Origin of the sequence: Lacticaseibacillus hegangensis (genome assembly GCF_003946465.1) — a bacterium.
Lineage (GTDB): Bacteria > Bacillota > Bacilli > Lactobacillales > Lactobacillaceae > Lacticaseibacillus > Lacticaseibacillus hegangensis.
Window position 1 is genome coordinate 17,498 of sequence record NZ_RHOL01000023.1, and the last position, 23,880, is coordinate 41,377.

General features: G+C 56.8%; 16 protein-coding genes and 1 pseudogene. 3 read left to right on the forward strand and 14 right to left on the reverse strand.

Translation table 11 applies throughout. From position 1 onward, the window contains the following. Nucleotides 1-5 precede the first annotated feature (5 nt). The 6 genes and pseudogenes from EKM86_RS08190 to EKM86_RS08215 form a co-directional block, all read right to left on the reverse strand. Nucleotides 6-2,393 carry a glycogen/starch/alpha-glucan phosphorylase gene (locus tag EKM86_RS08190; RefSeq protein WP_125756896.1) on the reverse strand — a complete coding sequence of 796 codons (2,388 nt, stop codon included), beginning with the start codon at nucleotides 2,391-2,393 and terminating at the stop codon, nucleotides 6-8. 24 nt (nucleotides 2,394-2,417) lie between these two features. Beyond that, nucleotides 2,418-3,851 (reverse strand): annotated as a pseudogene (glgA, locus tag EKM86_RS08195) (glycogen synthase GlgA). Next, nucleotides 3,844-5,748, reverse strand: coding sequence for a 1,4-alpha-glucan branching protein GlgB (gene glgB / locus EKM86_RS08200; RefSeq protein WP_125756898.1), 1,905 nt, complete (start codon nucleotides 5,746-5,748; stop codon nucleotides 3,844-3,846). The pseudogene glgA and the gene glgB overlap by 8 nt, the downstream one beginning before the upstream one ends. Nucleotides 5,749-6,288: 540 nt before the next feature. Continuing rightward, entirely contained in the window at nucleotides 6,289-6,519 is a 231-nt protein-coding gene (locus tag EKM86_RS08205) for a hypothetical protein (RefSeq protein WP_125756900.1), read from the reverse strand. Nucleotides 6,520-6,543: 24 nt separating this feature from the next. Continuing rightward, on the reverse strand, nucleotides 6,544-7,887 hold the full coding sequence (locus EKM86_RS08210; RefSeq protein ID WP_125756902.1) for a PTS sugar transporter subunit IIC: 1,344 nt from the start codon (nucleotides 7,885-7,887) through the stop codon (nucleotides 6,544-6,546). 52 nt (nucleotides 7,888-7,939) lie between these two features. Then, nucleotides 7,940-9,313, reverse strand: coding sequence for a glycoside hydrolase family 1 protein (locus tag EKM86_RS08215; protein WP_125756904.1), 1,374 nt, complete (start codon nucleotides 9,311-9,313; stop codon nucleotides 7,940-7,942). 182 nt (nucleotides 9,314-9,495) lie between these two features. Here EKM86_RS08215 and EKM86_RS08220 point away from each other — a divergent pair, with 182 nt between their 5' ends. Further along, nucleotides 9,496-10,221, forward strand: coding sequence for a GntR family transcriptional regulator (locus tag EKM86_RS08220; protein WP_125756906.1), 726 nt, complete (start codon nucleotides 9,496-9,498; stop codon nucleotides 10,219-10,221). A 119-nt stretch (nucleotides 10,222-10,340) separates the two neighbouring features. Here EKM86_RS08220 and glgD read toward each other — a convergent pair whose 3' ends face one another. From glgD to EKM86_RS08235, 3 genes are all read right to left on the reverse strand, one after another. Beyond that, nucleotides 10,341-11,504: a glucose-1-phosphate adenylyltransferase subunit GlgD gene (gene glgD, locus EKM86_RS08225; protein ID WP_125756908.1), complete on the reverse strand. Its 1,164-nt coding sequence runs from the start codon at nucleotides 11,502-11,504 to the stop codon at nucleotides 10,341-10,343. Then, nucleotides 11,501-12,643 carry a glucose-1-phosphate adenylyltransferase gene (locus EKM86_RS08230; protein WP_125756910.1) on the reverse strand — a complete coding sequence of 381 codons (1,143 nt, stop codon included), beginning with the start codon at nucleotides 12,641-12,643 and terminating at the stop codon, nucleotides 11,501-11,503. Before EKM86_RS08230 ends, glgD begins: the two co-directional genes overlap by 4 nt. A gap of 139 nt (nucleotides 12,644-12,782) precedes the next feature. Continuing rightward, entirely contained in the window at nucleotides 12,783-13,616 is an 834-nt protein-coding gene (locus tag EKM86_RS08235; protein ID WP_125756912.1) for a YitT family protein, read from the reverse strand. A gap of 218 nt (nucleotides 13,617-13,834) precedes the next feature. Here EKM86_RS08235 and spxB point away from each other — a divergent pair, with 218 nt between their 5' ends. Together spxB and EKM86_RS08245 are read left to right on the forward strand one after the other, a co-directional pair. Continuing rightward, a complete protein-coding gene (gene spxB / locus EKM86_RS08240) occupies nucleotides 13,835-15,658 on the forward strand; it encodes a pyruvate oxidase (protein ID WP_379909092.1) in 1,824 nt (607 codons plus the stop codon). Nucleotides 15,659-15,880: 222 nt separating this feature from the next. Next, nucleotides 15,881-16,705, forward strand: coding sequence for an alpha/beta hydrolase (locus EKM86_RS08245; RefSeq protein ID WP_125756915.1), 825 nt, complete (start codon nucleotides 15,881-15,883; stop codon nucleotides 16,703-16,705). A gap of 77 nt (nucleotides 16,706-16,782) precedes the next feature. Here EKM86_RS08245 and EKM86_RS08250 read toward each other — a convergent pair whose 3' ends face one another. From EKM86_RS08250 to EKM86_RS08270, 5 genes are all read right to left on the reverse strand, one after another. Then, nucleotides 16,783-18,903 carry an ATP-dependent Clp protease ATP-binding subunit gene (locus EKM86_RS08250; protein ID WP_125756917.1) on the reverse strand — a complete coding sequence of 707 codons (2,121 nt, stop codon included), beginning with the start codon at nucleotides 18,901-18,903 and terminating at the stop codon, nucleotides 16,783-16,785. Between the two features lie 383 nt (nucleotides 18,904-19,286). Then, on the reverse strand, nucleotides 19,287-20,096 hold the full coding sequence (locus EKM86_RS08255) for an ABC transporter ATP-binding protein (protein WP_125756919.1): 810 nt from the start codon (nucleotides 20,094-20,096) through the stop codon (nucleotides 19,287-19,289). After that, the gene (locus EKM86_RS08260) at nucleotides 20,096-20,995 is read right to left on the reverse strand and encodes an ABC transporter permease (protein WP_125756921.1); all 900 of its coding nucleotides are present in this window, start codon (nucleotides 20,993-20,995) and stop codon (nucleotides 20,096-20,098) included. Before EKM86_RS08260 ends, EKM86_RS08255 begins: the two co-directional genes overlap by 1 nt. A 28-nt stretch (nucleotides 20,996-21,023) precedes the next feature. After that, nucleotides 21,024-21,986 carry an ABC transporter substrate-binding protein gene (locus EKM86_RS08265; protein WP_164506218.1) on the reverse strand — a complete coding sequence of 321 codons (963 nt, stop codon included), beginning with the start codon at nucleotides 21,984-21,986 and terminating at the stop codon, nucleotides 21,024-21,026. A gap of 425 nt (nucleotides 21,987-22,411) precedes the next feature. Beyond that, nucleotides 22,412-23,383 (reverse strand): ABC transporter substrate binding protein, encoded by a 972-nt coding sequence (locus tag EKM86_RS08270; RefSeq protein ID WP_125756925.1) that lies wholly within the window; start codon nucleotides 23,381-23,383, stop codon nucleotides 22,412-22,414. Nucleotides 23,384-23,880 lie beyond the last annotated feature (497 nt).

The following is a 23,880-nucleotide window of genomic DNA, read 5'->3' on the forward strand; positions in this document are numbered from 1 at the left end:
GCCTCCTACTCGTCTGCCGGCTGGCTTGGCAGCACCTGCCAGATCTCGCGGCCGTAGCGAGCAACCGTGAAATCCGCCGCGAACTGCCCGCTAGCGGCGATGTTCGCCAAGGCGACCTTGGCCCACGCCAGTGGTGTCTGATACAGCACGTCCAGCCGGCGGGACGCCGCGACATAGCTTTCAAAATCGGCCAGCACGAAGTAATTGTCGTTATACTCCAGCAGCTCGTCTTGAATCTCGCGGCCCTCACTGGCGATCCCGGGAATGGAGCCGTCTGTCAGCATGTCCACAATGCGGTGAAGCAACGGATCTTGCTCATAAAGCGTCCGCGCGTGATAGCTGTGTTCGCGCTGCGCCGCTTCGACCTGCTGGGCCGTCAATCCAAACACGGCCATCGTGTCCTTGCCCGCCGCATCGCGGATTTCAATATTCGCGCCATCCAGCGTGGCCAGCGTCAGTGCCCCGGTCGCCATCAGCTTCATGTTGGACGTGCCCGACGCCTCGGTGCCGGCGAGCGAGATCTGCTCTGAGATGTCCGCCGCCGGAATGATCTGCTCGCCCAAACTGACACCGTAATTGGGCAAAAAGGCGACCCTGAGTTTGGCGTTGACCGCCGGATCGCGGTTGACTAGGTCGGCCACCGCGTTGATCAGCTTAATGACCGCCTTGGCGTATTGGTAGCTTGGCGCTGCCTTGGCGCCGAAGACATGGACCCGCGGCGGCCGCTCCTCACCGTTTTTCAAAGCGAGGTAAGCCTCCAAAATGCCGAAAACGTGGAGCAGTTGACGCTTGTACGCGTGCAGCCGCTTGATCTGCACGTCAAACAGCGCAGCCGGGGCCACAGTCAGCCCTAACTGGCGCTGAATCAAATCGGCCAGCCGCTGCTTATTGGCCTGCTTGGCGGCCATCAGCGCTTTCAAAAAGTCTTCATCAGTTTCAAACCGGCGCAGCTGCGTCAACTGCAGCGGGTTGCGGCGCCACGCTGGCCCAATTTTGCAATCGATCAGCGCTGCCAGCGCGGGATCCGCAATCTGTACCCAGCGCCGCTGCGTGATGCCGTTGGTCTCGTTGGTGAAGCGCTCTGGAAAAATCTGGTAAAGGTCCTTCAGCACGCTTTGCTTCAGCAGCTCGGAATGCAGCTTGGCCACTCCGTTGACCTGATGGCTGCCGATCACCGCCAGAAACGCCATGCGCAGCTGACCGTCAGCAAGCGGCGCCGCGTTGTTCACGACCAGCTCGCCGTAGCGTCTGGCGTAAGTCAGCCGAAACCGCCGGTCGATTTCCTGCGCGATCTGAAACAGTCGTGGTAACAGCCCCTGGAACACCGCCTGAGGCCAACTTTCGAGCGCCTCGGCCATCAGCGTGTGATTCGTGTAACTCATCGTCTTGACCGTCACGGTCCAAGCCTGGTCCCAGCTCATTTCCTCTTCGTCCAGCAAGATGCGCATCAGCTCCAGCACCGCCATCGCCGGATGCGTGTCGTTGATATGGATGGCGACAAAGTGCGGCAGCACCGCCAGGTCGCTATGGAACCGTTTGAAGTGCGTGATGATACTTTGAATCCCCGCCGAGACGAAAAAATACTCCTGCCGCAGCCGCAGCTCGCGGCCGGCCGAATCGGAGTCATCCGGGTACAAGATCTGCGTAATCTGGTTGACCCGCGCCTTTTCCGCCAGATTGTGAACCCGGCCTGGCACTGTCTCGGCGGCCCACAGCCGCAGCGTGTTAACCACGCCGGTGTGGTAGCCGACCATCGGCGTGTCGTAGGGCACCGCCAGCACGTCGTCGGTGTTGTGGGTGATGGCCTGCAGCGTACCGTTGGGGCGCGGCCGCAGCTCGACTTGCCCGCCGTACTTCACGATAACCGCACGGTTTTCCTTCCGCGTCTCCCACATGTCCGGATCGCGCAGCCAGTCGTCCGGCAACTCGACCTGGTAGCCGTCCACAAAGCGCTGTTGAAACAAGCCGTACTGGTAGCGAATCCCGTTGCCGTTGCCGGCCATGCCGATACTGGCCATGCTGTCCAGAAAGGCGGCGGCCAGCCGGCCCAGGCCCCCGTTGCCCAGCCCGGGGTCGGCCTCTTGCGCGTAAATGACCGCCGGATCAAGTCCCAGCTTGCGCAGGCCGGCTTCCACCGTGTCCTTGATCCCAAGATTCAACAAATTTGAGGCGAGCAGCCGCCCCGGCAGAAACTCGATGGAAAAATAATAGACCTGCTTTTGCTGCGTGCGGTCGTAGTGGTCCTTGGTCTTGGCCCAGTCATGGGCGTAATAGCGCTTGACTGTCACCGCCAGCGCTTGGTACTGCTGCTGCGGTGACAGCTTGGGCAAATCGTCGGCAAACAAGGCCAAGGCATTATCTTCAAATTCGCGGATAAATTGTGCTGTCGTCAGTGCCGTGTGTGTCCCTCCACTTTGCTACAGCTGCTGGTAAGTTGCCAAATAGTCCTTCGCCGCGTGGACCCAGTCAAAGTCCTGGGCCATTGCCTGCTGCTGCAACTGTAAGTAAACTTTGGGCTGATCCCGCCAAATTGTTGACGCACGCACCAGCGTCTCGGCCAGCACCTGCGGGGTGAAATCGTAATATGAAAAACCGGTCCCACCCCCAGTGGTGGCATCGTACGCCTGAACGGAATCGTGCAGGCCGCCGGTTTCATGGACAATTGGCAGCGTGCCATACCGCATCGCCATCATTTGCGCCAGCCCACTGGGCTCAAAGGCGCTCGGCATGACGAAAAAGTCTGCCCCGCCATAGATTTTCTGCGCCAGCCCTTCGTCAAAGCGCACCAGACTCGCCACCTTGCCGGCAAAGCGGTCATGTAAGTGATTGAAGCCCTCTTCCAGGTCGCTGTCACCAGTGCCCAGCATGACCACCTGAATGTCTTCGCCCGGCAGCAGCATAGCCAGTGCGTCAAGTAATTGGTCCATCCCTTTTTGCCGGGTCAGCCGTGACACAATGCCAAACAGCGGCACGCTGCGCTGCGGCAGGCCGACCGTTTTCTGTAGGTCGCGCTTGTCCTTGGCTTTGTCCTTCACCGTTTTGGCCGAATATGGGACCTTGAGATTTTGATCCTTGGCTGGGTCGTACAGCTTGGTGTCGATACCGTTCAAGATCCCGCGCAGCTTCCAGGCCTGCCGGCGCAAGGTGCCGTCAAGGTGCTGGCCAAATTCAGGGGTCTGGATCTCCTATGCATAAGTCGGACTGACCGTGGTGACCAGGTCAGCAAAGTTAATGCCGCCCTTGAGCCAGTTGACCTGCCCGTCCTGCGCGAACCCGTCATCGTTGAAGAACTGGCGGCCAATGCCAAAGACCGTATCCAGGATACTGGCCGGAAACCACCCCTGAAATTGCAGGTTGTGGATCGTCAGCTCGGTTTTGATGCCCTGGTACGCTTCAATCCAGGCGTACTTGTCGCGCAGCAGCACCGGGATAAACGCGGTGTGCCAGTCGTTGACATGCAGGACGTCCGGGAAGAAGTCCAGCACCTGAAGCATTTCAATGATCGCCATCTGGAAAAAGCCAAACCGGCCGCCGTCGTCCCAGTAGCCGTATAAGCCATCGCGCCCGAAAAATTCCTCGTTGTCGATCAGATAGTAGGGCACGCCGTTCAGGCTCAGCGTTTTAATCCCAACGTACTTGGCCTGATTGCCGACTTGCACCGTGAACTGGGCGCGATCCTTGAGCTTGGCCGCGTACTGCGTTGGCATTTTCTTGCCGTAGTACGGCAGCACCACCCGCACATCAACGCCGGCCTGGTGCAGCGCCTGCGGCAAGGCGTAGGCCACATCACCCAGCCCACCGGTTTTGTAAAACGGCGCGCCTTCCGCCGCCGCAAATAACACTTTAGTCATCGCGTTTCACCTCCATGGAACCTGCTCCTTGCGTCTTCTCTGTCAGCGGCTTGATCAACAGCGCCCCCATCGCCGGCAGCACCACCGCCACGCTGTCTGGCTGGCCACGCTCTGGCTTGCCGCGGGTGCGCAGGCGCCGCTGCAGGTGCGTCCACGTGCCGCCAAACCGCGCGCTTTCTGTGTTTAGCCCAATCTCGTAAAGACCGGCATGCGGGACCGGCACAATGAATTGATCTCGCTGCTCTGGCAACAGGTTCAACACCACGATCAAGCGGTCCTTGTCTGCTCTGCCGCGCCGCTCGTAGGCGATCACATCACTGCGGTCGCCAATCGTGATGTTAATGCCATGCGCCTGAAAATCTTCCTGCCATAGCGCCGGTGTCGCCTGGTACAGGTGGTTCAAGACCGTCGTGAAGGTCTGCATCTTCTCATTCAACGGATCGTTTAGGTCCACCCACTCAAGCTGACTCCAGTCGCGCCATTCAAGAAACTGGCCCCACTCGCTGCCCATAAACAGCAGTTTTTTGCCCGGGAAGGTCATGTGCCAAACCGCCATGGTCCGCAGGTTGGCAAACTGGTTGTAACGGTCGCCAGGCATCTTGTGCATCAGCGACTTTTTGCCGTGCACCACCTCGTCATGTGAAAACGGCAGAATGAATTGCTCGTTTTGCATGTAGACCCAAGAAAACGTCAGTTGGTCAATGTGCGCCTGGCGTGCATACGGGTCCGTGCTGAAGTACTTGAGCGTGTCGTTCATCCAGCCCATGTTCCACTTGTAATTGAACCCCAGGCCCCCGGTGTCAATTGGGGCCGAAACCTTGGGGTAATCCGAACTTTCCTCAGCGATCATGAGTACATCTGGGTGCGCGGCGAACACCTGCGTGTTCAGCCGCTTCAAAAAGGCGGTGCCTTCCAGATTCTCCCGACCGCCAAAGCGATTGCGATCGTGTTCTTTGCCGGCATCGTAATCCATGTACAGCATGTTCGACACAGCGTCGACGCGCAGGCCGTCCAGGTGGCACCAGTCCAGCCAGAACATCGCCGAAGACAGCAGGAAGCTTTGCACCTGTGCCTTGCCCAAGTCAAAGTTCCAAGTGCCCCAGCGGACATTGTCGGCGCGGTGCGGATCGGCGTACTCGAAGGTCGGCGTGCCGTCGAACTGCGCCAGGGTGTCGGTGTTGCGAATGAAGTGCCCGGGCACCCAGTCCATGATCACGCCCAGCCCCAGCTGGTGCGCTGCGTCGATGAAGGCCAGAAAATCCTCGGGTGGGCCAAAGCGGCTGGTCGGGGCAAAATAGCCCATCAGTTGATATCCCCAGCTCGCATCCAGCAAGTGCTCCATCAGCGGCATCAGCTCCAGGTGCGTGTACCCAAGCTTTTTGACGTAAGGCAGCACTTCGTTGATGGCCTCGCGGTAGGTGATGTAACTGCCGTCCTCGTGCCGTTTGAACGACCCCAAATGCAACTCGTAAATGTTCAGCGGGCGGTCATACGACAGGTGGTCCTTGCGCTGGGTCAGCCAGGCAGTATCCTGCCAGGCGTGCTGGGGCAGATCAGTCAGCTTGGCGGCAGTGCCTGGCTTTTTCTCGAACGCAAAGGCAAACGGATCGATTTTTTCGACAATCTCACCCGTGCGGGTCGTCACCTGCACCTTGTAGAGCTGACCGACGTCGCCTGCGTGCTCGCCAAGCCAGCACCCAGTTTCACCAACCGGCTTTAACGCTGTCGGCTGCCAATCAGAAAACTCGCCAACAATTGCGACGGCCTTGGCGTTTGGGGCCCAGACCAAAAACTGCCAGCGACCCGGGCCCACACGGTGCGCGCCAAAGCGCCTGAAGCTCTGATTATCATCGCCGCGATTAAACAAATACAGCCACTTGGCTAGCGTCTCATCCATGACTGTCGCCCCCTTGTCACCGCGAGTATATCATGTAAGCGCCATCAATAGAGAAATAAGGACTTATGTATGGTCTCAGAAACTAAATGAAGGCACGACAAAGACACCATCCCTTTCGACATGGTGTCCCGCGCCACCGTGGTTGCCCCGGTGGCTTTTTATTGCAGAGTCGCCCCTGCCTGCTATCCCCGTCGCGTTGCCGCTTCGAGTCTCTTTATTAAGTTAGGAAAGTGATAGCAGCATCCTGCCATGCGTCCTGAAAGGACCCCACGCGATTAACGTGGTCTTCATAGCCAACCAGCTGGCGGCTCAGCACGCCGGGTCAACCTCACACTGAGGTCGGATTGCCCGGTAGTCGGCGAGTGGTGCTGATGGGGTTGTTCCTTCCCCACCCACTCGTCATCCAGACATAGTATTGCACACAATGAAACCGCTGTCAACTAATTTTTGCTATTTTTTCTCGTCCGCGTTTGCGCCCTCAATGCCAGCCTTACGACAAAAAAAACAGCCCGCTGCTTGTGCAACGAGCTGCCCGCCGGCTTAGTGCCACCGGTGATGTTTATCGAGGCGATCCGCGACCCGCTGAGGATTGCGAATGGTCTGAACAATTTCGTAAATGAAGTACGCACAGATGGCAAACGTCGAAAGGGTCACAATGCCCCAGCCGAAGCGGCTGATGTCATTGATTGCCAGCATCAGCATCAATACCGCACCAGCGATACTGATCCAGATACGCCGCGGATTGCCAGCGGCAGGTTTCCTTTTCTCCATGTCTACCCTCCTTCGCACTGAAAACTAAGCTTCGGTTGAACCTGCTTCGTCCATCTTGGCTTCCTGAGCGGCAACGCGTTCGGAAATCTTCATGAATGGCAGGTAAAGCAGAACGCCGACAGCGATGACGATGATCTGAACCACGACCGCACGCCAGTCACCAGCAGTGGCAAGCCATGGACCGATAACCGGCGGCGTGGTCCAAGGAACCAGCACGACCATTCTGGAAATCAGACCGGCAGCCGTTGCATAGTAACCAATCAAAGTCCCAACAATTGGGAACAGAACGAATGGAATCATCATTGGCAGGTTAAAGACAATTGGATAACCAAAGATCATTGGTTCGTTGATGTTGAAGATCCCAGGGCCGAGAGACAAAGCCGCGACCTGACGGGAAGACTTCACTTTACTGAACAGCAGGATCGCGATGATCAGCGAAATCGTAGAACCAGAGCCGCCGACCAGGGTGAAACTGGAAACAAAACTGGTGTTGATAATGTTAGGAATTGCCTTGTGAGCAGCATAAGCCGCCATGTTCTGGTTCATGTTGATCAGAACCAGCGGATCGAGCAGAGAGCCGGAAAGGACAGTCTGGTGAATCCCGAAGGTAAACAGCAAGTTCGCAAAGAAGTAAATGATGCAGTAACCAACCAGGCTGGTGTTGAACCCACGCAGCGGCTCCTGGATCCAGGTCTTGATCAGGCCGATCAGGTCGGAGTTGAAGATCCCGGAAAGAAGGGCGGTGATGATCGCGAAGATGGACATCAGGATCAGGGCTGGAAGCAAAACACTAAATGACGCCGAAACAGCCGGCGGCACGTTTTCGCCCAGGTTGATCTGCAACTTCTTGATGCTGGCGAGCTTGACGAAAATCGTCGTGGCAACCAAGCCAACGATGATCCCACCAAACATGCCCTGCGTGCCTGTCCACAGTGTGGAGTAAGCGCCGCTGACAGTCACAGCCTTGCCAGCCAGTGTAGTGGCTGGAATGGACTGCGGCATCACGATAAACGTGGAAGCTAGTGACATCGCCGCGGCAGCGATTGGGTTGTCGAAGTTCATGTTACGGGCCAGGCAGTACCCGATCATAGGTGCAACCAGGATGCCGGCGACGTTCAAGGTCCCATTGGTAATGGCGTTGCCGAACACCTGCCACTTGGCAAGTGTTGCGCCTTTAAACAGCCACATGAACACGGTGTTGTTCAGCATCGTGCCAAGGCCGGCGATAATGAAGACCGGCAGGATGACAGCGAACGCATCACGCAATGAGCGCAGATACAGTAGGTTGCCAAACTTGACCGCGATCTCCGTAAACTTGTTCAAGAAGGCATTGTTCTGCAACTTCTCGGACGAGGTCTCTTTGGCCATAAATAATCCCCCTTTTAGATACATCAAAACAGTGAAAAAATAGCTAGAATCTTTAGCTCAGATCTGCCCCATTGGTTTCAATCACGTGCTTAAACCACGCGTACGACTTCTTCGGAACCCGCTTAAGGTCCTTCAGATCTGAATTGGTGCGGTTGACATAGACCATGCCGTAACGCTTGTCCATGTTGCCGCTGGAGCTAGGAATATCGATCAGCCCCCAGCCGAGGTAACCGATGACGTCAACGCCATCTTCGAATACCGCATCCTTGAGCGCTTGAATGTGCACACGGTGGTAATCGATCCGGTAGTCATCCTGGATCTCCTGGCCGGTGTAGTGTTCGCGGATGCCAATCCCGTTTTCAATCGGGAACATCGGCACGTGGTACTGATCGTAAACTTTGGTGAGAATGTCGCGGAAGCCGAGCGGATCAACATTCCAGCCCCACTCGTTGACCTGCAGCCCGGGCACTTGCTCGGAGCCGTAGTCGAGATAGTGGTTGACGATCGTGTTGATCGGCACCTTGTCGGAGTTGATCTGGCCGGACCGGTAGTAGGAAAAGGCGATGAAGTCGCTCTTCAGCTGCTTGAATGCGGCCTTGTCGGCATCGGTGAAGTCCATGTCGATAGCGTGGTTCTTGACGAAGGTCATAACTTCCGTGGAGTACTGGCCGTTAACGAACACGTCCAGCAGGTTCTTGTTGAAAAACTCGTCGATCTGGCGCGCGTAGAGAATATCGCGCGGCTTGGAGCTGGCCGGGTAAACCTCACTGTAGGCGAGCATGCCACCGATTTTGGCGTTGGAATGCTCGTGCAGGTAATTGGCGACCTCGGCGTGGGCGACCATCACGTGGTGGGAAATGGTGTACAAAGCGGCATCGCTCCGTTCACCATCTAGGTCACCAGCGATGCGGTACGCATCCGGCATGAAGTAGAGGTTTTGCTCGTTGAACGTGATCCAGTACGGAACCCGATCTGCGAACTCATCGACCATCTTCTTGCCGTAGCGGACGAACGCCTCAACGACGTGGCGACTGGCAAAGCCGTTGTACTTTTCGGCTAAGGCCAGTGGCATGTCAAAGTGGTACAGGCAAATCATCGGGGTGATCCCGGCTTTAATGAGCTTGTCGATCAAGTCGGAATAGAATTTGATCCCTTCCTCGTTGAAGTCGCCATCGCCGGTCGGGCAGACCCGGCTCCAAGAAATCTGGAACCGGTAAGCATTCATGCCCTGATCGGCCATGAGCTTAATGTCCTCGTCGTAGCGGTGGTAATCGTCAATGGCAACGTGCCAGTCCGAAGCGTCCTTCGAAGCTGGGCGGTCGTCGTACACCGACTTCCCTTTGCCGCCTTCGTTCCAGCCGCCTTCTGTCTGCATGCTGGAAGTGGAATTGCCCCATAAAAATCCTTTCGGTAAAGCTTGACTCATGCTGCGCAGCCTCCTAATCATTTCTTGGATCCGGTTACATTATGGCGCTTTCATGCGGGCGTGTAAACACTTTTTTTCTATTTGTGTATACTTTTATTTTTAAAAGAGAAAGCAGCTGAAGTTATGAAAGGGCTGTCGTATAATGAAATAAGCAACCACTATCTGGAAAGGAGCCAGCCCGCATGTACAAGTATCAGCAGATCGCCCAATCGCTGCACCAGATGTTCACTGATGGCACCTATGCCCCTGGGGCCCTTCTGCCAGATCAGGAACAGCTGGCCAAGCAGTTTCACACCACACGCATCACGATTCGCAAGGCAATCCAGCTGCTGATTGTCGAAGGCGTGGTGTATTCCAAGCGCGGTGCCGGCACCTTTTTGCGCAAGGATTACCGGGCCACCACTGGCGGCATTTCGCCAATCGACCAGCCGCTGGGGACGACCGCGACGCAGCCTGGCCACAAGGTCACCAGCAAAATTCTCGGCTTTGCGGCGCGGATGCCCAACGAAAGCGAGCAAGAGGCGCTCGTCATTTGCCCCACCGACCCGGTTTACGTCATTGACCGCGTCCGCTATGTCGATCAACAGCTTTTTTCCTACGAACACACGATTATGCCCACGGCGATCATGACCATCACGGAGGACATGCTGAAAGGCTCGATTTATGCCGCCTTAAAGGCTCACGGCATCGCCATTGCCGGCTCGCACCGCACGGTATACGCGATCAAGGCCACCGAAGAGGACGTCAAGGCCATCGGCGCCGCACTCAACGATCCGGTCCTGGTGATCCGGCAGGTCAGCTACTCCGTCGAAGGCGAACCATTCGAGTTCTCGGAAAGCCACTTCCCGTACGAAAACGCCAGCGTCACCGCGGACATTGAGCTCGACCCGCGCCAGCCGGCCAAATAATCAGTTTGAAATGACAAGCGCCCCTGATCCCCGATTCAGTTGAATCGCGGGCCAGAGGCGCTATTTTGATCGCGGCGACCAGGTCATGGCTTGCTGCGTCGCGCGAGGCTTACGGGCCCTCAGGCAGGCTGCGGCGTCAGATCAGCTTTTTTTAGAATGGTCCGGTTCTTGCCGATCACCAGTGGCGCCTCGGGCTTGCCTTCCAGCTGCAGGTTCGGGCCGATCACGACTCCTTTGTCCAAGATCGCATATTTCACCGTCGAGCCGGTCGAGATCTTGGCGCCCTGCATGATCACACTGTTTTCTACCGAAGCACCTTGGTGGACCACCACACTGCGCGAAATGACGCTGTGGGTGATCTTACCTTCCACATAGGCCCCGGTGCCAAGCAGCGCATCGTTGACCTCGGCGCCGCGCGCAAAGAAGGTCGGCACCTCGTTTTTGCTCTTGGTGAGCACCGGCACCGCGGAAAACATCAGCGACTGGTAGTTGGCGTCATCCAGCATCCCCAAGCTCGCCTCAAAGAAGCGCTGCATGGTGGTGACCCGGGCCAGATAGCCAGTGTACTCGAACGCATTGGCGTTGTTCGCCAGCACGTAATCGCGCAGCAGCTCTGGCAAGGTCACCAAGGTCTGCGAGCCGGCCGCCACGTCCAGCAGATCGATCAGATCCGCCGTTGCGAGGAGATAGGTGTCCATAAAGGCGGGCACAGTATCGCTTGGCCGTTCGCGCCGGTCTTTTTGGCGCAGAATCGCACTGGCGGTCCCCTGCTCGGACAAAGTCAGGGTCCAATCGTCTGGCGCACTGGCGGCTTGGGGGATCTTCTTGTACACCAGCGTGATCGGCGCCTCGCCGGCCTCATGATAGGCCAGCACCGCGGTCAGGTCGACTGAGGCGATGTTGGAGCTGCCGATGATTACGGTGTAAGTCGACCCGCTGCGCCGCAAAAACGTGATGTAGTCGTCATAGTACCGCTGGCGCAAGACCGGATCACTGTAGTCACGCGTCGCAATGTACGGAAACATGAAGACGCCGCCCTGGATCAGATCCAGGTTCCAGGACGCGCCGTCGCGGATGTGGTCTTGCACCGATCGCTCCGACTGCGGCATGAACAGACCCACACTGTGGACCCCGGCGTGAGTGACCGCACTGAGCGGAAAATCGATCAGGCGGTAGCGGCCGGCAAACGGCAGGGTCCCCACCGGCCGGTTTTCAGTCAACGGCAGCAGCGCCTCGCCATCTTCGTTGAGGTCGATGACGGCGCTCAATTCTCCAAGTGTCATGCTTTCTCCTTTCTGCCCACGGCTTCTCCGTACCCGACCACCGCAATGTCATCGGCTTTGCCGATCACTTCGCCGTTATCGCCGACAATGGCATTCTCGCCGATGATGGCGTGGTCGATGGTGACATTTTTTCCAATTGTGGCGTTGGGCATGATCATCGAGTCCTTGACCGTACTGCCCTCACCGACGCGCACACTTTGCGACAGCACGCTGTGATCCACCGTGCCGGCGATGTAGGAGCCATCCGTCAGCATCGAGCGGGAGACCTTGGCTGTCTTCGTCAAGAACATCGGCGGCAGCGGCTCGGTTTGCGAAAAAATCCGCCAGCTGCGGTTGGCAATGTTCAGCGAATTGGTCGGTGACAGGAACTCCATGTTGGCTTCCCACAGCGACTGGATTGTCCCGACGTCTTTCCAGTACCCGTGAAACGAGTACGCGTAAGTTGGCTCGTTGTGCGCCAGATAAGCGGGGATCACGTCGTTGCCGAAGTCTTCCATTTTACCGTCTGTGGCGTAACTTTCGGTCAGGTAGCGGCGCAAGGTCGGCCAGTCAAAAATGTAGATCCCCATTGAAGCCAGGTTGGACTTGGGTTCCTTAGGCTTTTCCTGAAATTCGATGATGCGGTCCGTGTCATCGGTATTCATGATGCCAAAACGCGGCGCGTCGGCCTTAGGAACTGGCATCACTGCCACTGTCAGCGCCGCCTTCTTCAGCTTGTGGGCTCGCAGCATCCGCCCGTAATCCATCTTGTAAATGTGGTCACCGGACAGCACCAGGATGTAGTCGGGATCGTAGGAGTCGATGTAGGCGATATTTTGGTAAATCGCATGCGCGGTCCCTTCGAAGAACTTTTCCCCTTCGCTAGAGGCGTACGGCTGCAAAATCGTCACGCCGGCGCCGGCAACATTCAAGCCCCACGCCGCGCCGTTTTGGATGTGGCGGTTCAACTCAAGCGGCTGATACTGCGTGATCACGCCGACGGTATCGACCCCGGAGTTGGCCAAGTTGCTCAACGTAAAATCGATGATCCGATAGCGGCCGCCAAATGGCACCGATGGCTTGGCCGTCGTGCGCGTCAGTTTGCCTAAGCGCGTGCCCTGGCCGCCTGCCAGAATCATCCCCAACATTTCAGTCCGCATATTGCTCCCTCCTTGGCGGCGAGGGCCTGCCTCCCAGTGACGCAGCGCGCCTCGCGGATTCAATTGAAGCGTAGCACGAAATAAAGCGCTTACCTAATGAAAAGACTCGAAATTTTGCGAAAAAAAGGGGCCCGGCGCGTCATCCCAGTGATCCGCCGTGCACCTCAGTGGCCTCAACGGCCAAAATAAAAGCGTCGGGGTCAATTGCCCGGATGCCATCGATCAACGCGCGAAAGTCCGGCTGCTCAACCACGATCATCAGCATCGTCCCCGGCGTTTTAGAAAAGCCGCCCACCACTGACTGCAGCGTCAGCCCGTGATCGGTGCGCGCCTGGACGGCGGCGGTGATGGCCGCGTGCCGCTCGCTCATCACGTAAACGACCTTCTTACGGTCCAAACCAGTTTCCACAGCGTTCATCACTAAGCTGCTGAGGCCGATGGCAAAGACCGCCAGCACGAAAGCCTCAATGCCCGCGACCGGAATGTTCAGCAGACAGATCAGAAAGTCCACTGCAAACAGCCCAATGGCCGGCTTGAGCCGCAGATATTTTTGCAAGATCAACGGCGGCACGGTGGTCCCGCCGCTCGACGCGTCGATGCGATAGATCAACCCGACGCCCACCGCGAAAATCACCGACCCTATGATGACCGCCAGCAGCCGATCTGCCACGATCATTCTCTGCGGGATCAGGGCCAGCATGACCGGCAGGCCGACGCTGCCGGCGAGGATACGCCGAAACGTCCCGCGGCCGAGCATGAACCAGGCCAGTATCAGCATCAGGCAGTTAAAGGCAAGCGTAGTCAGCCACAGCGGCACACCAATACTTTCCTGAACGATGATGGCCAGTCCGGTCGCGCCTCCCGCGGCCACACCGTGGGGCGCGTAGAACAAGTTGATACTGCCGGCAATCAGACTCAGGGCGATCAGCAGGAGCAGCCCGCGGCCGGCCGGAGTAGTTAGCTTATTGCGCATGGGTCACCTCTTTCGTTTTGTCATCACTGTTACCAATAGTTTAACAGGAAATTGCGGCGGCAGTCACCTGCCCCCGGTTGGTCCCGCAAGCTGGCGACCAATTTTTCTCTATTGTGACATAAAATTGGCCAAAACTGTTGCAACCGCTTTCTCAAGATGTTACATTGTAGGCGTAGTAATTGTCTACAACTGTTATCAAACCAATACAAGGAAGTGCAATCATGACAAACACAGTTCCCGCCAGTGTCGCGATGCTTAAGGTCTTAGAGGCGTGGGGCGTCAAGCACGTCTACGGGTATCCCGGCGGCTCCTTCAACTCCACTATGTCGGCCCTGGAGCAAGAAAAGGCCAACATCAAGTACATCCAGGTCCGCCATGAACAGGTGGGCGCACTGGCTGCCAGTGCCGATGCCAAGTTGACCGGCAAAGTTGCGGTCACGTTCGGCTCCGCCGGCCCCGGTGCGACCAACCTGCTGACCGGCCTGTACGACGCCCGTGAGGATCACGCGCCAGTGCTGGCCCTGGTTGGGCAGGTGCCGCATTACAACATGAACTACAACTTCTTCCAGGAGTTTGATGAGGGCCCGATGTTCGCCGACGTGGCCGCTTACTGCCGCACTGTGATGACCCCGGAAAGTCTGCCATACGTGGTCGATAAGGCCATTCGCGAGGCCTACAAGAACCGCGGCGTGGCTGTCGTCATCATCCCCAACGATTTTGGCTACGCTCAGATCCCTGACGTACCATACAAGTCCACCAGCCCGTCGGACAACAAGCCACAGCCCCAGCCAGTGGCCACAGATGAGGAAATCGACCAGGCGCTGGCGATGATCAAGGCCGCCAAACGCCCAGTGTTCCACGTTGGCCGCGGAATCCAGGGCGGCGGCGACAAGCTGATTGCACTGTCCAAGAAGTTGCAGATTCCAATCATTCAAACCGGGCTGACCAAGGGCATGATTTCTGAGGACTACGAGGGCAACATCGGCTTTGTCAACCGGGCCGGCGCCAAGTCAGCCAACGAGATCATCGATATCGCTGATTTAGTGATTGCCATCGGCGCGGACTTTCCGTTTGCCAACAACGTCTACACGCGCCACGATTTTAAGTTCATTCAGGTCGACAACGACGAATCCGAATTCGGCCGGCACCACTACATCGACCTGGGCATCTGGAGCGACGCGACCCAGTTCGTTGAAAAAATGCTCGACCGGTCCACCGCCGTCGCACCGACCGCCTTTTTCAAGGCGGCAGTGGCAGACAATCGCAACTGGCAGGCCTACCTGCAAAAGCTCGCCACCCGCACCACCGATCCGCTGGAATTTGAGCCGCTGTACCACGCACTCAACCAGGTGACCAACGAGAAGACCGTCGTGGCCTTGGACGTGGGCGACAACACCATCAACCTGCTGCGCTACATGAAAGTCACCCCGACCAACAAATGGACAGTCTCCGCCCTGTTCGCTTCCATGGGTGCCGGCATCCCCGGCGCGATCGCCGGTGCACTGTCATACCCAGACCGCCAGGTAGTATCGATCTCTGGTGACGGCGCCTTTTCGATGGTGATGCAAGACTTGATCACTCAGAAGAAGTATCACCTGCCGATTCTGAACATCGTGACATCCAACACCACGCTGGGCTTCATTCGCGACGAGCAGGCCGACATCCCGGGGATGCATGACTACTCCGGCATCGACCTGGAAGATCAGGACTTCGAGAAGATCGCCGAAGGCATGGGCATCGAAGGCGCGACCGTCACCAAGTCCGCCGACCTGCCCGCGGCCTTTGCGAAGGCCATGGCAGTCACCAGCGCCGGGCGCCCGTTTGTCCTGAACGCGAAGATCACCTTGAAGCGCGGCTTCCCAGTCGAAGCGCTCAAGGTCAAAATCGTTGACGGCAGGGTCGTCGAAACCGTAGCCCCAGAGTTTAACGCCAACGATGCGGAACAGTCGGTCGACTCGCTTGAGGACCTGTTTGCCTATTACGATGGCGAAGAACTAAAACCGCTGCAGTACTTCCTCGATCAGGAAGGCGTTCAGCTCTAACTGCATTGCCCCTTACCTCCTAATAAACTTTTGCCGAAAGTTTGCCGGCCGCCAAGTGCGGTCGGTTATTTTAATACGCTACAGCTTGTGTTCGGTCACTTGCGCAGCTGTTTCTTTTCGGAGCGTGCCAGCCCCAGGTTGCACTTTTTTTAAGTTGGCAAACCGCCTCTTGCATCGGGCAAAAATTACCCGTAAAGTGAGGACAATAAGGGGGCGTCGCACATGCGGAAACGACTGATGATCCTCATCGCGATCATGTTCGCCGCCCTGGCCTGGATCCCGCTGCAACCGCTTCACGCGGCGACGGTGCGCCAGGTCCCGACCTTGTACCTGCACGGCCACCGCGCCGGCCCCAACGCCATGAACGCGCTGATTCAAACTGCCGAACAAGAGGACCACGCCACCAGCGTCCTGACTGCCACCGTTAATAACGACGGCGCAGTCACATTCAGCGGCGACTGGCCTGCAGACAGCCACCGGCCGCTGGTCAAGGTCGTGTTCGTCAATAACCGGACATTGCGCTACAATCGCATCTCGGACTGGTTTCGCGACGTCTTAGTGGCGCTGCAGCAGCAGTACGGCATCAGCCGCTACAACGTCGTCGCTCACTCGCTGGGTAACGCTGCGGTCCTGTTTTACGAGCTGCGTTACGGCCAGTACCAGCAGCTCCCACAGCTGCAAAAATACGTCGCCATTGCCGGCAATTTCGATGGCATCCCCGGCGTCCACCGGCCGCGGCGCAAACACCGGCTGGGGCCTGGCGGTAAGCCGCCTTGGGTCGTGCCCGACTACCGCCGAGCGCTGGGGCTGCGCCGGCATTTCCCCGCGCATCAGGTCTCAGTTCTGAATATCTACGGCGACCTGGGTGACGGTCAGCACTGGGACGGCAAGATCAACAACGTTTCCTCCCGCTCACTTCGGTATCTGCTTGGACCGCGGCTGAAAAGTTACGAAACGCTAGAGTTCACCGGCCCTTTGGCCCAGCATCGTCTGCTGCGGACCAACCCGGCCGTGATCAAGGCCGTCGATCACTTTCTGTGGCCATAACAAAATGGACATCACCCTCTTTTGATGGTGATGTCCATTTTTCATGACCGTTCAATTGGCCCAGCTAAAGCGTAACCTTATGCGACTGGCTCAGCTTCCTTGGCCGCACTGATGGCGATCGTGCCGGCCACGACGTCGGCCTGCAAGTGCTGAACGTCTTGGTGATCCAGGTAGTAATCTGTAACCTTGTCGCGGATCTGCTGCTCGATGACCCGGCGCAGCGGCCGTGCGCCCATCGCTTCATCGTAGCCTTGTGCGATCAGCCAGGACTTAGCCTCAGGTGTGACCGTCAGGGTTAGGCCCTTCTTGGCCAGGGTCTTGTCGACGTCCGCCAGCATCAGGTCAACGATCTTGGCCAGATCAGCCTTGGTGAGATGACTGAATTCGACAATCCCGTTGAAGCGGTTCAGGAACTCTGGGCGGAAGTATGGCGCCAGGCGCTGCATCAGCGGCTCGTCCTTAGTCTTTTCACCAGTCAACGCCTCCTCACCAAAGCCGGCGTTTGAGGTCGCAATGATGACCGTGTTCTTGAAGTCGACCACATTGCCTTGGCCATCGGTCAGCCGACCGTCGTCCATGACCTGCAGCAGCAGCGTCAGAACTTGCGGGTCGGCTTTTTCAATTTCGTCCAGCAGCACGATCGCGTATGGATTGCGGCGAACCTGCTCCGTCAGCGTGTTGCCGTTGTCCTCATAGCCCACGTAGCCGGCGCTGGTACCGATCAGCTTGGACACGGCGGTGCGATCGCTGTACTCGGACATATCGAGGCGGATGATCGCATCCTTGGAGCCGAACAGATCCAAAGCCAGCTGCTTGGCCAGCTCGGTTTTACCGACCCCAGTGGGACCGACGAACAGGAAGGAGCCGATTGGCCGGTTGCCTTCGTCAAAGCCTGCGCGGTTGCGGCGAATCGCCCGGGCCACCATGTCGACGGCCTCGTTTTGCCCAATGACCTTGCCCTTGAGCCGTTTGCCGATGTTCTTGAGACGTTCAATATCATTGGCGCCCATTTGCGCAACCGGAATGCCGGTCAGGCGCTCAACAGACTGGGCCACGTCATCCGGCGTGGCGACCACCAGCTCCGCCTCGGCACTGGTGCTGTTCTTTGGCTTCTCCAGTGCTTCAAGCTCCGCCTTGAGTTTGGCCGCTTTTTCAAAGTCTTCCGCCTTGGCCGCAGCATCCTTTTCCTTGGTCTTCTGGTCGATCTGCTTTTCCAAGGTGACCTTGTCGACCACCGGATGCTTGGCCGCCAAGTGCGCAGCAGTCATGTCGATCAGGTCGATCGCCTTGTCAGGCAGCGAGCGCTGCGGAATGTACTGCATCGAGTAGTCGACCGCGGCCTTCAGCACGTCATCAGGCAGCTTAACGTTGTGGTGCTTCTCGTACAGCCCTTTGACTCCCTTCAAAATGGCGAGCGTGGTCTGCGGACTCGGCTCATTGATGGTGACATCGTTGAACCGCCGCGCCAGTGCGGCATCCTTCATGATGGTGTTGCGATACTCGTCCTGCGTTGTCGCCCCGATCACCGTGATCTCGCCGCGAGACAGCGCCGGCTTGATGATGTCGGCCAGACCCTTGCTGCCATCCTCGCCGCCGGTCGTGCCGGCGCCAAGAATCTGGTGGATCTCGTCGAAGAACAGGATGACGTTGCCGGCCTTCTTGGTTTCCTTGATCAGGTCCTGGATGTTTTGTTCAAAACTGCCGCGGTACTGGGTCCCAGCCTCAAGACTCGACAGGTCGATCGAAATGATCTGCTTGTCCTTGATGGCCTCGGGGACATTGCCTTTGACAATTGCTTGGGCGAGCCCTTCCACCACCGCCGTCTTGCCGACCCCAGCATCGCCAACCAGGATGGGGTTATTCTTAGTGCGCCGACTCAGGATTTCGGCGGTTTCCTGAATCTCCTTGTCACGCCCGATCACCGGATCAAGTGTGCCAGCTTCGGCCTCTTTAGTCAGATTGCGACCCAGTTTTTCCAGAATACCTTTCTTCTGCTGCTTGTTTTCCTGGACTGGGATCTCCTGCGCGTTTTGTACCGGCATGCGGCCGCTTTGCTGCAGCTGCGCGACCTCTTCCGGCGTCAGCTCATGACCATTGACCACATAACGCGGTTGGCCATTGCTGCCCATTTGATTCAGGACCTGATTCAGAAAGTCATCCATACCATCGTTAAAGAATGGATCATTAAATTGTGCCATAAAAATTCCTCCTTTGGCCCTGCGTCTGGCAACGCAAGCCAGGTTCATTTGTCAGTTAGTGTTCGCAAGCGGGTCATGCACGGTAATTGGACGCCAGGTCCGCAACGAAGAACTCTAGCCACGCTCAAGGCCTCGCCGCTAAACCCGCGGTCATGCGTTAAGCTGAGCTAGCCTCCTCAGTGCGCGAACCCTGCGCCCTTTCAAAAAAACACCGCCGGGCTGGCGATGTCTGAGTTTGAGCTATGGTCAGTCGCACCGCTTCGCACGCCTTCTTGTTTACATAATGTATAATACCACGATTTTAGCACTCTTGCAACAAGAGTGCTAACTTTCCTGTAAAAAAATGGCGCCTGTACCGGCGCCATTTTTCGAGGCCGAACTAATCAACTAAGCAGCACGGCATCGTCGTTCATTTCTTCGCCACTTTGTTCCTTGAACAAAGCGAGCAAGTCTGGAATGGTCAGACCCTGTTTCTTTTCCTGCGGCAAGTCGACCACAATACGGCCATGGTCCAGCATGATCAAACGCGTCCCGTACTTCAACGCGTCCTGCATGTTATGCGTGATCATCAGCGTGGTGATGTGCTGCGCCGAAACGATCTGCTGAGTCAGCGCCATCACTGTCGCCGAAGTGGCCGGATCCAGCGCAGCCGTGTGCTCATCAAGCAGCAGCAGCTCCGGCAGGTTAATCGTCGCCATGAGCAGGGTGATGGCCTGCCGCTGGCCACCGGAAAGCAGCCCGATATCAGTATCCAGCCGATCTTCCAAGCCGAGGTTAAGGCTGGCCAACTTTTCCTTCATCAATGCCAAGTCCTCGCGCTTTACGCCGCGGCGCCAAAAGTTGCGCCATGAGCCGCGCTTAAGGGCTAAGGCCAGGTTCTCCTTCACCGTCAAAAGCGGCGCGGTACCGGAGCGTGGGTCCTGGAAGACACGCGAGATCAGGTCAGCCCGCTTAGCCACTGATTGGTAAGTCACATCTTTGCCCGCGATTTTGATCTGGCCTTGTGTGACCTGAAGCGACCCCGCCACACTATTCAGCAGCGTAGACTTGCCCGCTCCATTGCCGCCGATGATGGTAACGAATTCACCAGGTTGCAGCGTCAGCTCGACGTTTTTCAGCGCGTGGTTCTCGTTGGGCGTGCCCTTTTCGAACCACTGATTCAACTTGTGTACTTCTAAAGCTGGCGTTGTCATCAGTTATTCATCTCCCGTTTGTTGGCAGCACGCTCGCGTGCCTTTTTGATTTCTTTTTCGACCAGCGGTAGCGCTAAGAAAACCACCAGCATCAGCGCGTAGAACAAGCGCAGGTAGTTGGGATCGACCCCGAGCTGCAACACCCCGGCGATAATCAGGCGATAAATCACCGCGCCGACAATGATCATCAAGAGGCGCTGCCCGAAGCTGACATTGCGCACCAGGATCTCGGCGATGATGATGGCCGACAGCGCGATGACCAAAGTGCCGATCCCCATTGAAACGTCGGCGTACCCGTTAGTTTGCGCCATCAAAGAGCCAGACAGCGCGATCAAACCATTGGAGAGCATGTAGACAATGATCTTCATGTTATCGTTGTTGATCCCATTGGCCGCGGCCATTGCCTGGTTATTGCCGACAGCGCGCGCCGCCAGGCCCATTTCAGTGTTGAAAAAGACCACCAGCAGGCCGATGACGATCAGCAGAATGACCAGCCCGATGACAATCGTGGTCATCGTGGCATCCCCCAGATTGACCATGGTGAACACTGTTTTGATGTTGGCCAGCAGCGACACGTTGGCCGCCTTCATGATGAAGAGGTTCACAGAATATAGTCCCGTCATCGTTAAAATACCAGTCAGCAGGTCAGGAATTTTCAACTTGGTGTGGAGCAAGCCGGAAACCAGCCCCGCCAGCGCGCCGCCGCAAAAGCCCAGCAGTGTGGCCGGAATTGGGCCGACGCCGGAAACCAAGGTGTGCGCAGTGATCGCCGCCCCCAAGGGAAAACTCCCTTCAGCGGTCATATCGGCGATGTCTAGGATCCGAAACGTCAGGTAGACGCCGATCGCCATGATTGCCCACAAAAAACCGGTAGAAATATTCGATGTCAGGATGTCCATGTTAACCTCCAAAAACTGAGTGACTGATTTACTTCTCGACGTCTGCGTCGGTCAAGCCGAACACTTTCATCATTTTCTCGTTCTTGACAACGGTCGTCTTGGCCGGCTTTTCTACCGGCAAGTTGGCTACTTTCTTCCCTTTCAGGATTTTGATTGCCAGGCGCGCCGTTTGCCGCCCGAGTTCCTTGTACGAGATCCCCTTGGTCACGACCCCGCCGTCTTCGACCATGGTTGAGGCCGCACAGACGACTGGCACGTGCTTCTTCAGCGACACCTTGCCGACCGTCGGCATCGCCGCAGCGACGGTGTTGTCGGTGACCAGGTACATCGCGTCGGCCTTGCCTGCCAGCGTTTCGGTTGCCGACTGCACGTCATTGGTGGAGGCGACAGTTGCCACTGCAACCTTCAGACCCAGCTGTTTGGCCGCCTTGGTGGCGATTTTGATCTGAGTCACCGAGTTTTGCTCGGCCGCGTTGTACAGCATGCCGACGGTCTTGGTCTTTGGAAACAGCTGCTTGAGGTACTCGAGTTGTCCCTTAATGTCAGTCATGTCGGTGACCCCAGTCACATTGGCGCTAGGGTGCTGAGGATCTGAGACCAACCCTGCAGTCTTCGGATCGGTGACGGCGGTGAACACCATTGGCGTTTCCTTGTCCGCCTTCATCAAAGCCTGAGCGGCCGGCGTGGCGATTGCCAAGTTGACGTCATTTTTATCCTGCTTCAAGCGTTGGCTCATGCTCTGCAGGTTACTTTGATCCCCTTGCGCGTTGACGTAATCGATCTTGACCTTGTTGCCCTTGTAACCGGCCTTAGCAAGCTCCTGCTCAAACCCCTTGCGCGCGTCGTCCAACCCGGTTTGGTTGATCAGCTGCAAGATGCCGACCTTGACGGTTTGTTTATCGGTGCTGGCTTTGGTGCTGCTGCTGCAGCCAGCCAGTGCCAAAACAGCCACGGCGGCCATGCCCAATGCGATGTGTTTCAACTTCATCATAAATTCCTCCTAGTATGTGGTGCCGGATTCGGACTAAGCCTGGGCCGACGCTCTGTCCGCGAAACAGAAAACGCCAGCCACTCAAATTCATTCCAGTGGCTGGCGCTTGTTTTTGTCCTAGGAAAAACAAAAGCCACATGGAATGAAGTTGCTCCATGTGGCGGTAAATTGCACGTTTAAAGGTGCCGGTCATCATGGATGTAAGCCCGCGGCTTGCATCCACGATGCAAACCGCTATCCGAAAAAGCCGGCGAAAAAGTTGCGATTAAGCTGTGTTGAGATTACTTGATTCATTGTCAACACGTCCTTTACTGGCAAAGATTAACCTTTGCTATGTAAATGAGAATACACTCATCTCATCCCCACTGTCAAGGACCTTTTGGAAATTAATCACAAACTTGGTTCCGGCTCACCACGCAGAAGAGTTATTCGACGGCCTTCGCCGCCTTTTCTGCCTGCGCCTTAGTGACGCCAAACTGCGCCATGCGCTTGCTGTTGGTGACCAACGTGGCCTTAGCTGGCGCCTGAACGGCCAGGTCGGAAACTTTCTTGCCCTTGATGATCTTCACCGCCAGCTTAGCGGTTTGCTTGCCCAGGTCTTCGTAGTTGATGCCAACTGTGGCGACCCCGGCCAGCTTGACCATTGTCGCGTCAGCGGTGACCACTGGGACCTTTTTTGCGGCAGAGACTTTGCCGATGGTCGGCATTGCCGCCGCGGCCGTGTTATCGGTCGGGATGTAAATGGCGTCAGCCTGGCTGGCCAAGGTCTCTGCGGCCTGCTGGACGTCGTTTGTGGTAGCCGCGGTCTTCACAACCGCCTTCAGCCCCAGCTTGGCAATTTCCTGGCGCGCGATCTTGATCTGAACGACGGAATTTTCCTCAGCGGCGTTGTACAGCAAGCCGATTGTCTTGGCCTTTGGGAACAGCTGATGCGTGAAGTCGATTTGGCCCTTTACGTCGACCATATCGGTGACGCCCGTGGCATTTTTATCCGGCTTCTTCGGGTCGCTCATCAAGCCGGCAGACTTAGGATCAGTGACGGCGGTGAACACCATCGGCGTCTTGTTGTCCGCCTTCAGCAAAGCCTGCGCGGCCGGCGTTGCAATGGCCAATTTGACGGTGTTCTTATCGCTTTTCAGGCGGGCGGACATAGAGCTCAGGTTGCCCTGATCGCCTTGCGCGTTAAGGTTATCAAACTTGACCTTGCTGCCCTTGAAACCATCCTTGGCCAGCTGCTCCTTAAAGCCCTTGTTGGCGGCGTTGAGGGCTTGCTGATCGATCAGCTGCAAGACCCCGACCTTCACGGTTTGATTGCTGCTGGCGCTGTTGCCGCATGCGGCAAGCGCCCCAACCATCCCAACTGCTGCAACTGATAACAAAACTTTGTTCATTTTCATCATAATTTTCCTCCAGAATTTATTGCGTTCGCTCGTTTGCCGCGAAACAGAAAAGCCGGCCGCAGGATTTTCCCCTGTGGCCGGCCAGTTTCTTTCCGGAAAGAAAAAGCCACATGGAAGAGATCCTCTCATCCATGTGGCCGCTTAAAAGTCATGCTTAAACGCTGCGCCTATCATGGATGCAAACCTACTGCGCGGTCTGCATCCGATTGGCGATGCAGCCGCTATCCGTAATAGCCGTAGTAATACGAGCGATTTAGTTGTGTTGGTTTATTCATTGTCATGATCAACACTCCTTCGCACCAGTTGAACTGGTATGACAATAGAATACAAAAATTAGAAAACAATGTCAAGCCCATAGTGAAATTTTATTTTTCGGCTGTAGTTCGCCAGCGATAATGTCGTAGGTAAGTGGTAAGCCATTATGTCGCACTTCAGTCTCCTCTCTGGCATCATAGATGCTTTAGGAGGAGATCATCTATGAGAAAGGTTCAGCT

Coding starts and splice junctions, on each gene's coding strand:
- EKM86_RS08230 (WP_125756910.1), bottom strand. CDS start 12,643: ATGCGGACTGAAATGTTGGGGATGATTCTGGCAGGCGGCCAGGGCACG.
- glgB (WP_125756898.1), bottom strand. CDS start 5,748: ATGGATGAGACGCTAGCCAAGTGGCTGTATTTGTTTAATCGCGGCGAT.
- EKM86_RS08270 (WP_125756925.1), bottom strand. CDS start 23,383: ATGAAAATGAACAAAGTTTTGTTATCAGTTGCAGCAGTTGGGATGGTT.
- EKM86_RS08265 (WP_164506218.1), bottom strand. CDS start 21,986: ATGATGAAGTTGAAACACATCGCATTGGGCATGGCCGCCGTGGCTGTT.
- glgD (WP_125756908.1), bottom strand. CDS start 11,504: ATGACACTTGGAGAATTGAGCGCCGTCATCGACCTCAACGAAGATGGC.
- EKM86_RS08250 (WP_125756917.1), bottom strand. CDS start 18,903: ATGGCACAATTTAATGATCCATTCTTTAACGATGGTATGGATGACTTT.
- EKM86_RS08210 (WP_125756902.1), bottom strand. CDS start 7,887: ATGGCCAAAGAGACCTCGTCCGAGAAGTTGCAGAACAATGCCTTCTTG.
- EKM86_RS08205 (WP_125756900.1), bottom strand. CDS start 6,519: ATGGAGAAAAGGAAACCTGCCGCTGGCAATCCGCGGCGTATCTGGATC.
- EKM86_RS08235 (WP_125756912.1), bottom strand. CDS start 13,616: ATGCGCAATAAGCTAACTACTCCGGCCGGCCGCGGGCTGCTCCTGCTG.
- EKM86_RS08260 (WP_125756921.1), bottom strand. CDS start 20,995: ATGGACATCCTGACATCGAATATTTCTACCGGTTTTTTGTGGGCAATC.
- EKM86_RS08220 (WP_125756906.1), top strand. CDS start 9,496: ATGTACAAGTATCAGCAGATCGCCCAATCGCTGCACCAGATGTTCACT.
- EKM86_RS08245 (WP_125756915.1), top strand. CDS start 15,881: ATGCGGAAACGACTGATGATCCTCATCGCGATCATGTTCGCCGCCCTG.
- EKM86_RS08255 (WP_125756919.1), bottom strand. CDS start 20,096: ATGACAACGCCAGCTTTAGAAGTACACAAGTTGAATCAGTGGTTCGAA.
- EKM86_RS08215 (WP_125756904.1), bottom strand. CDS start 9,313: ATGAGTCAAGCTTTACCGAAAGGATTTTTATGGGGCAATTCCACTTCC.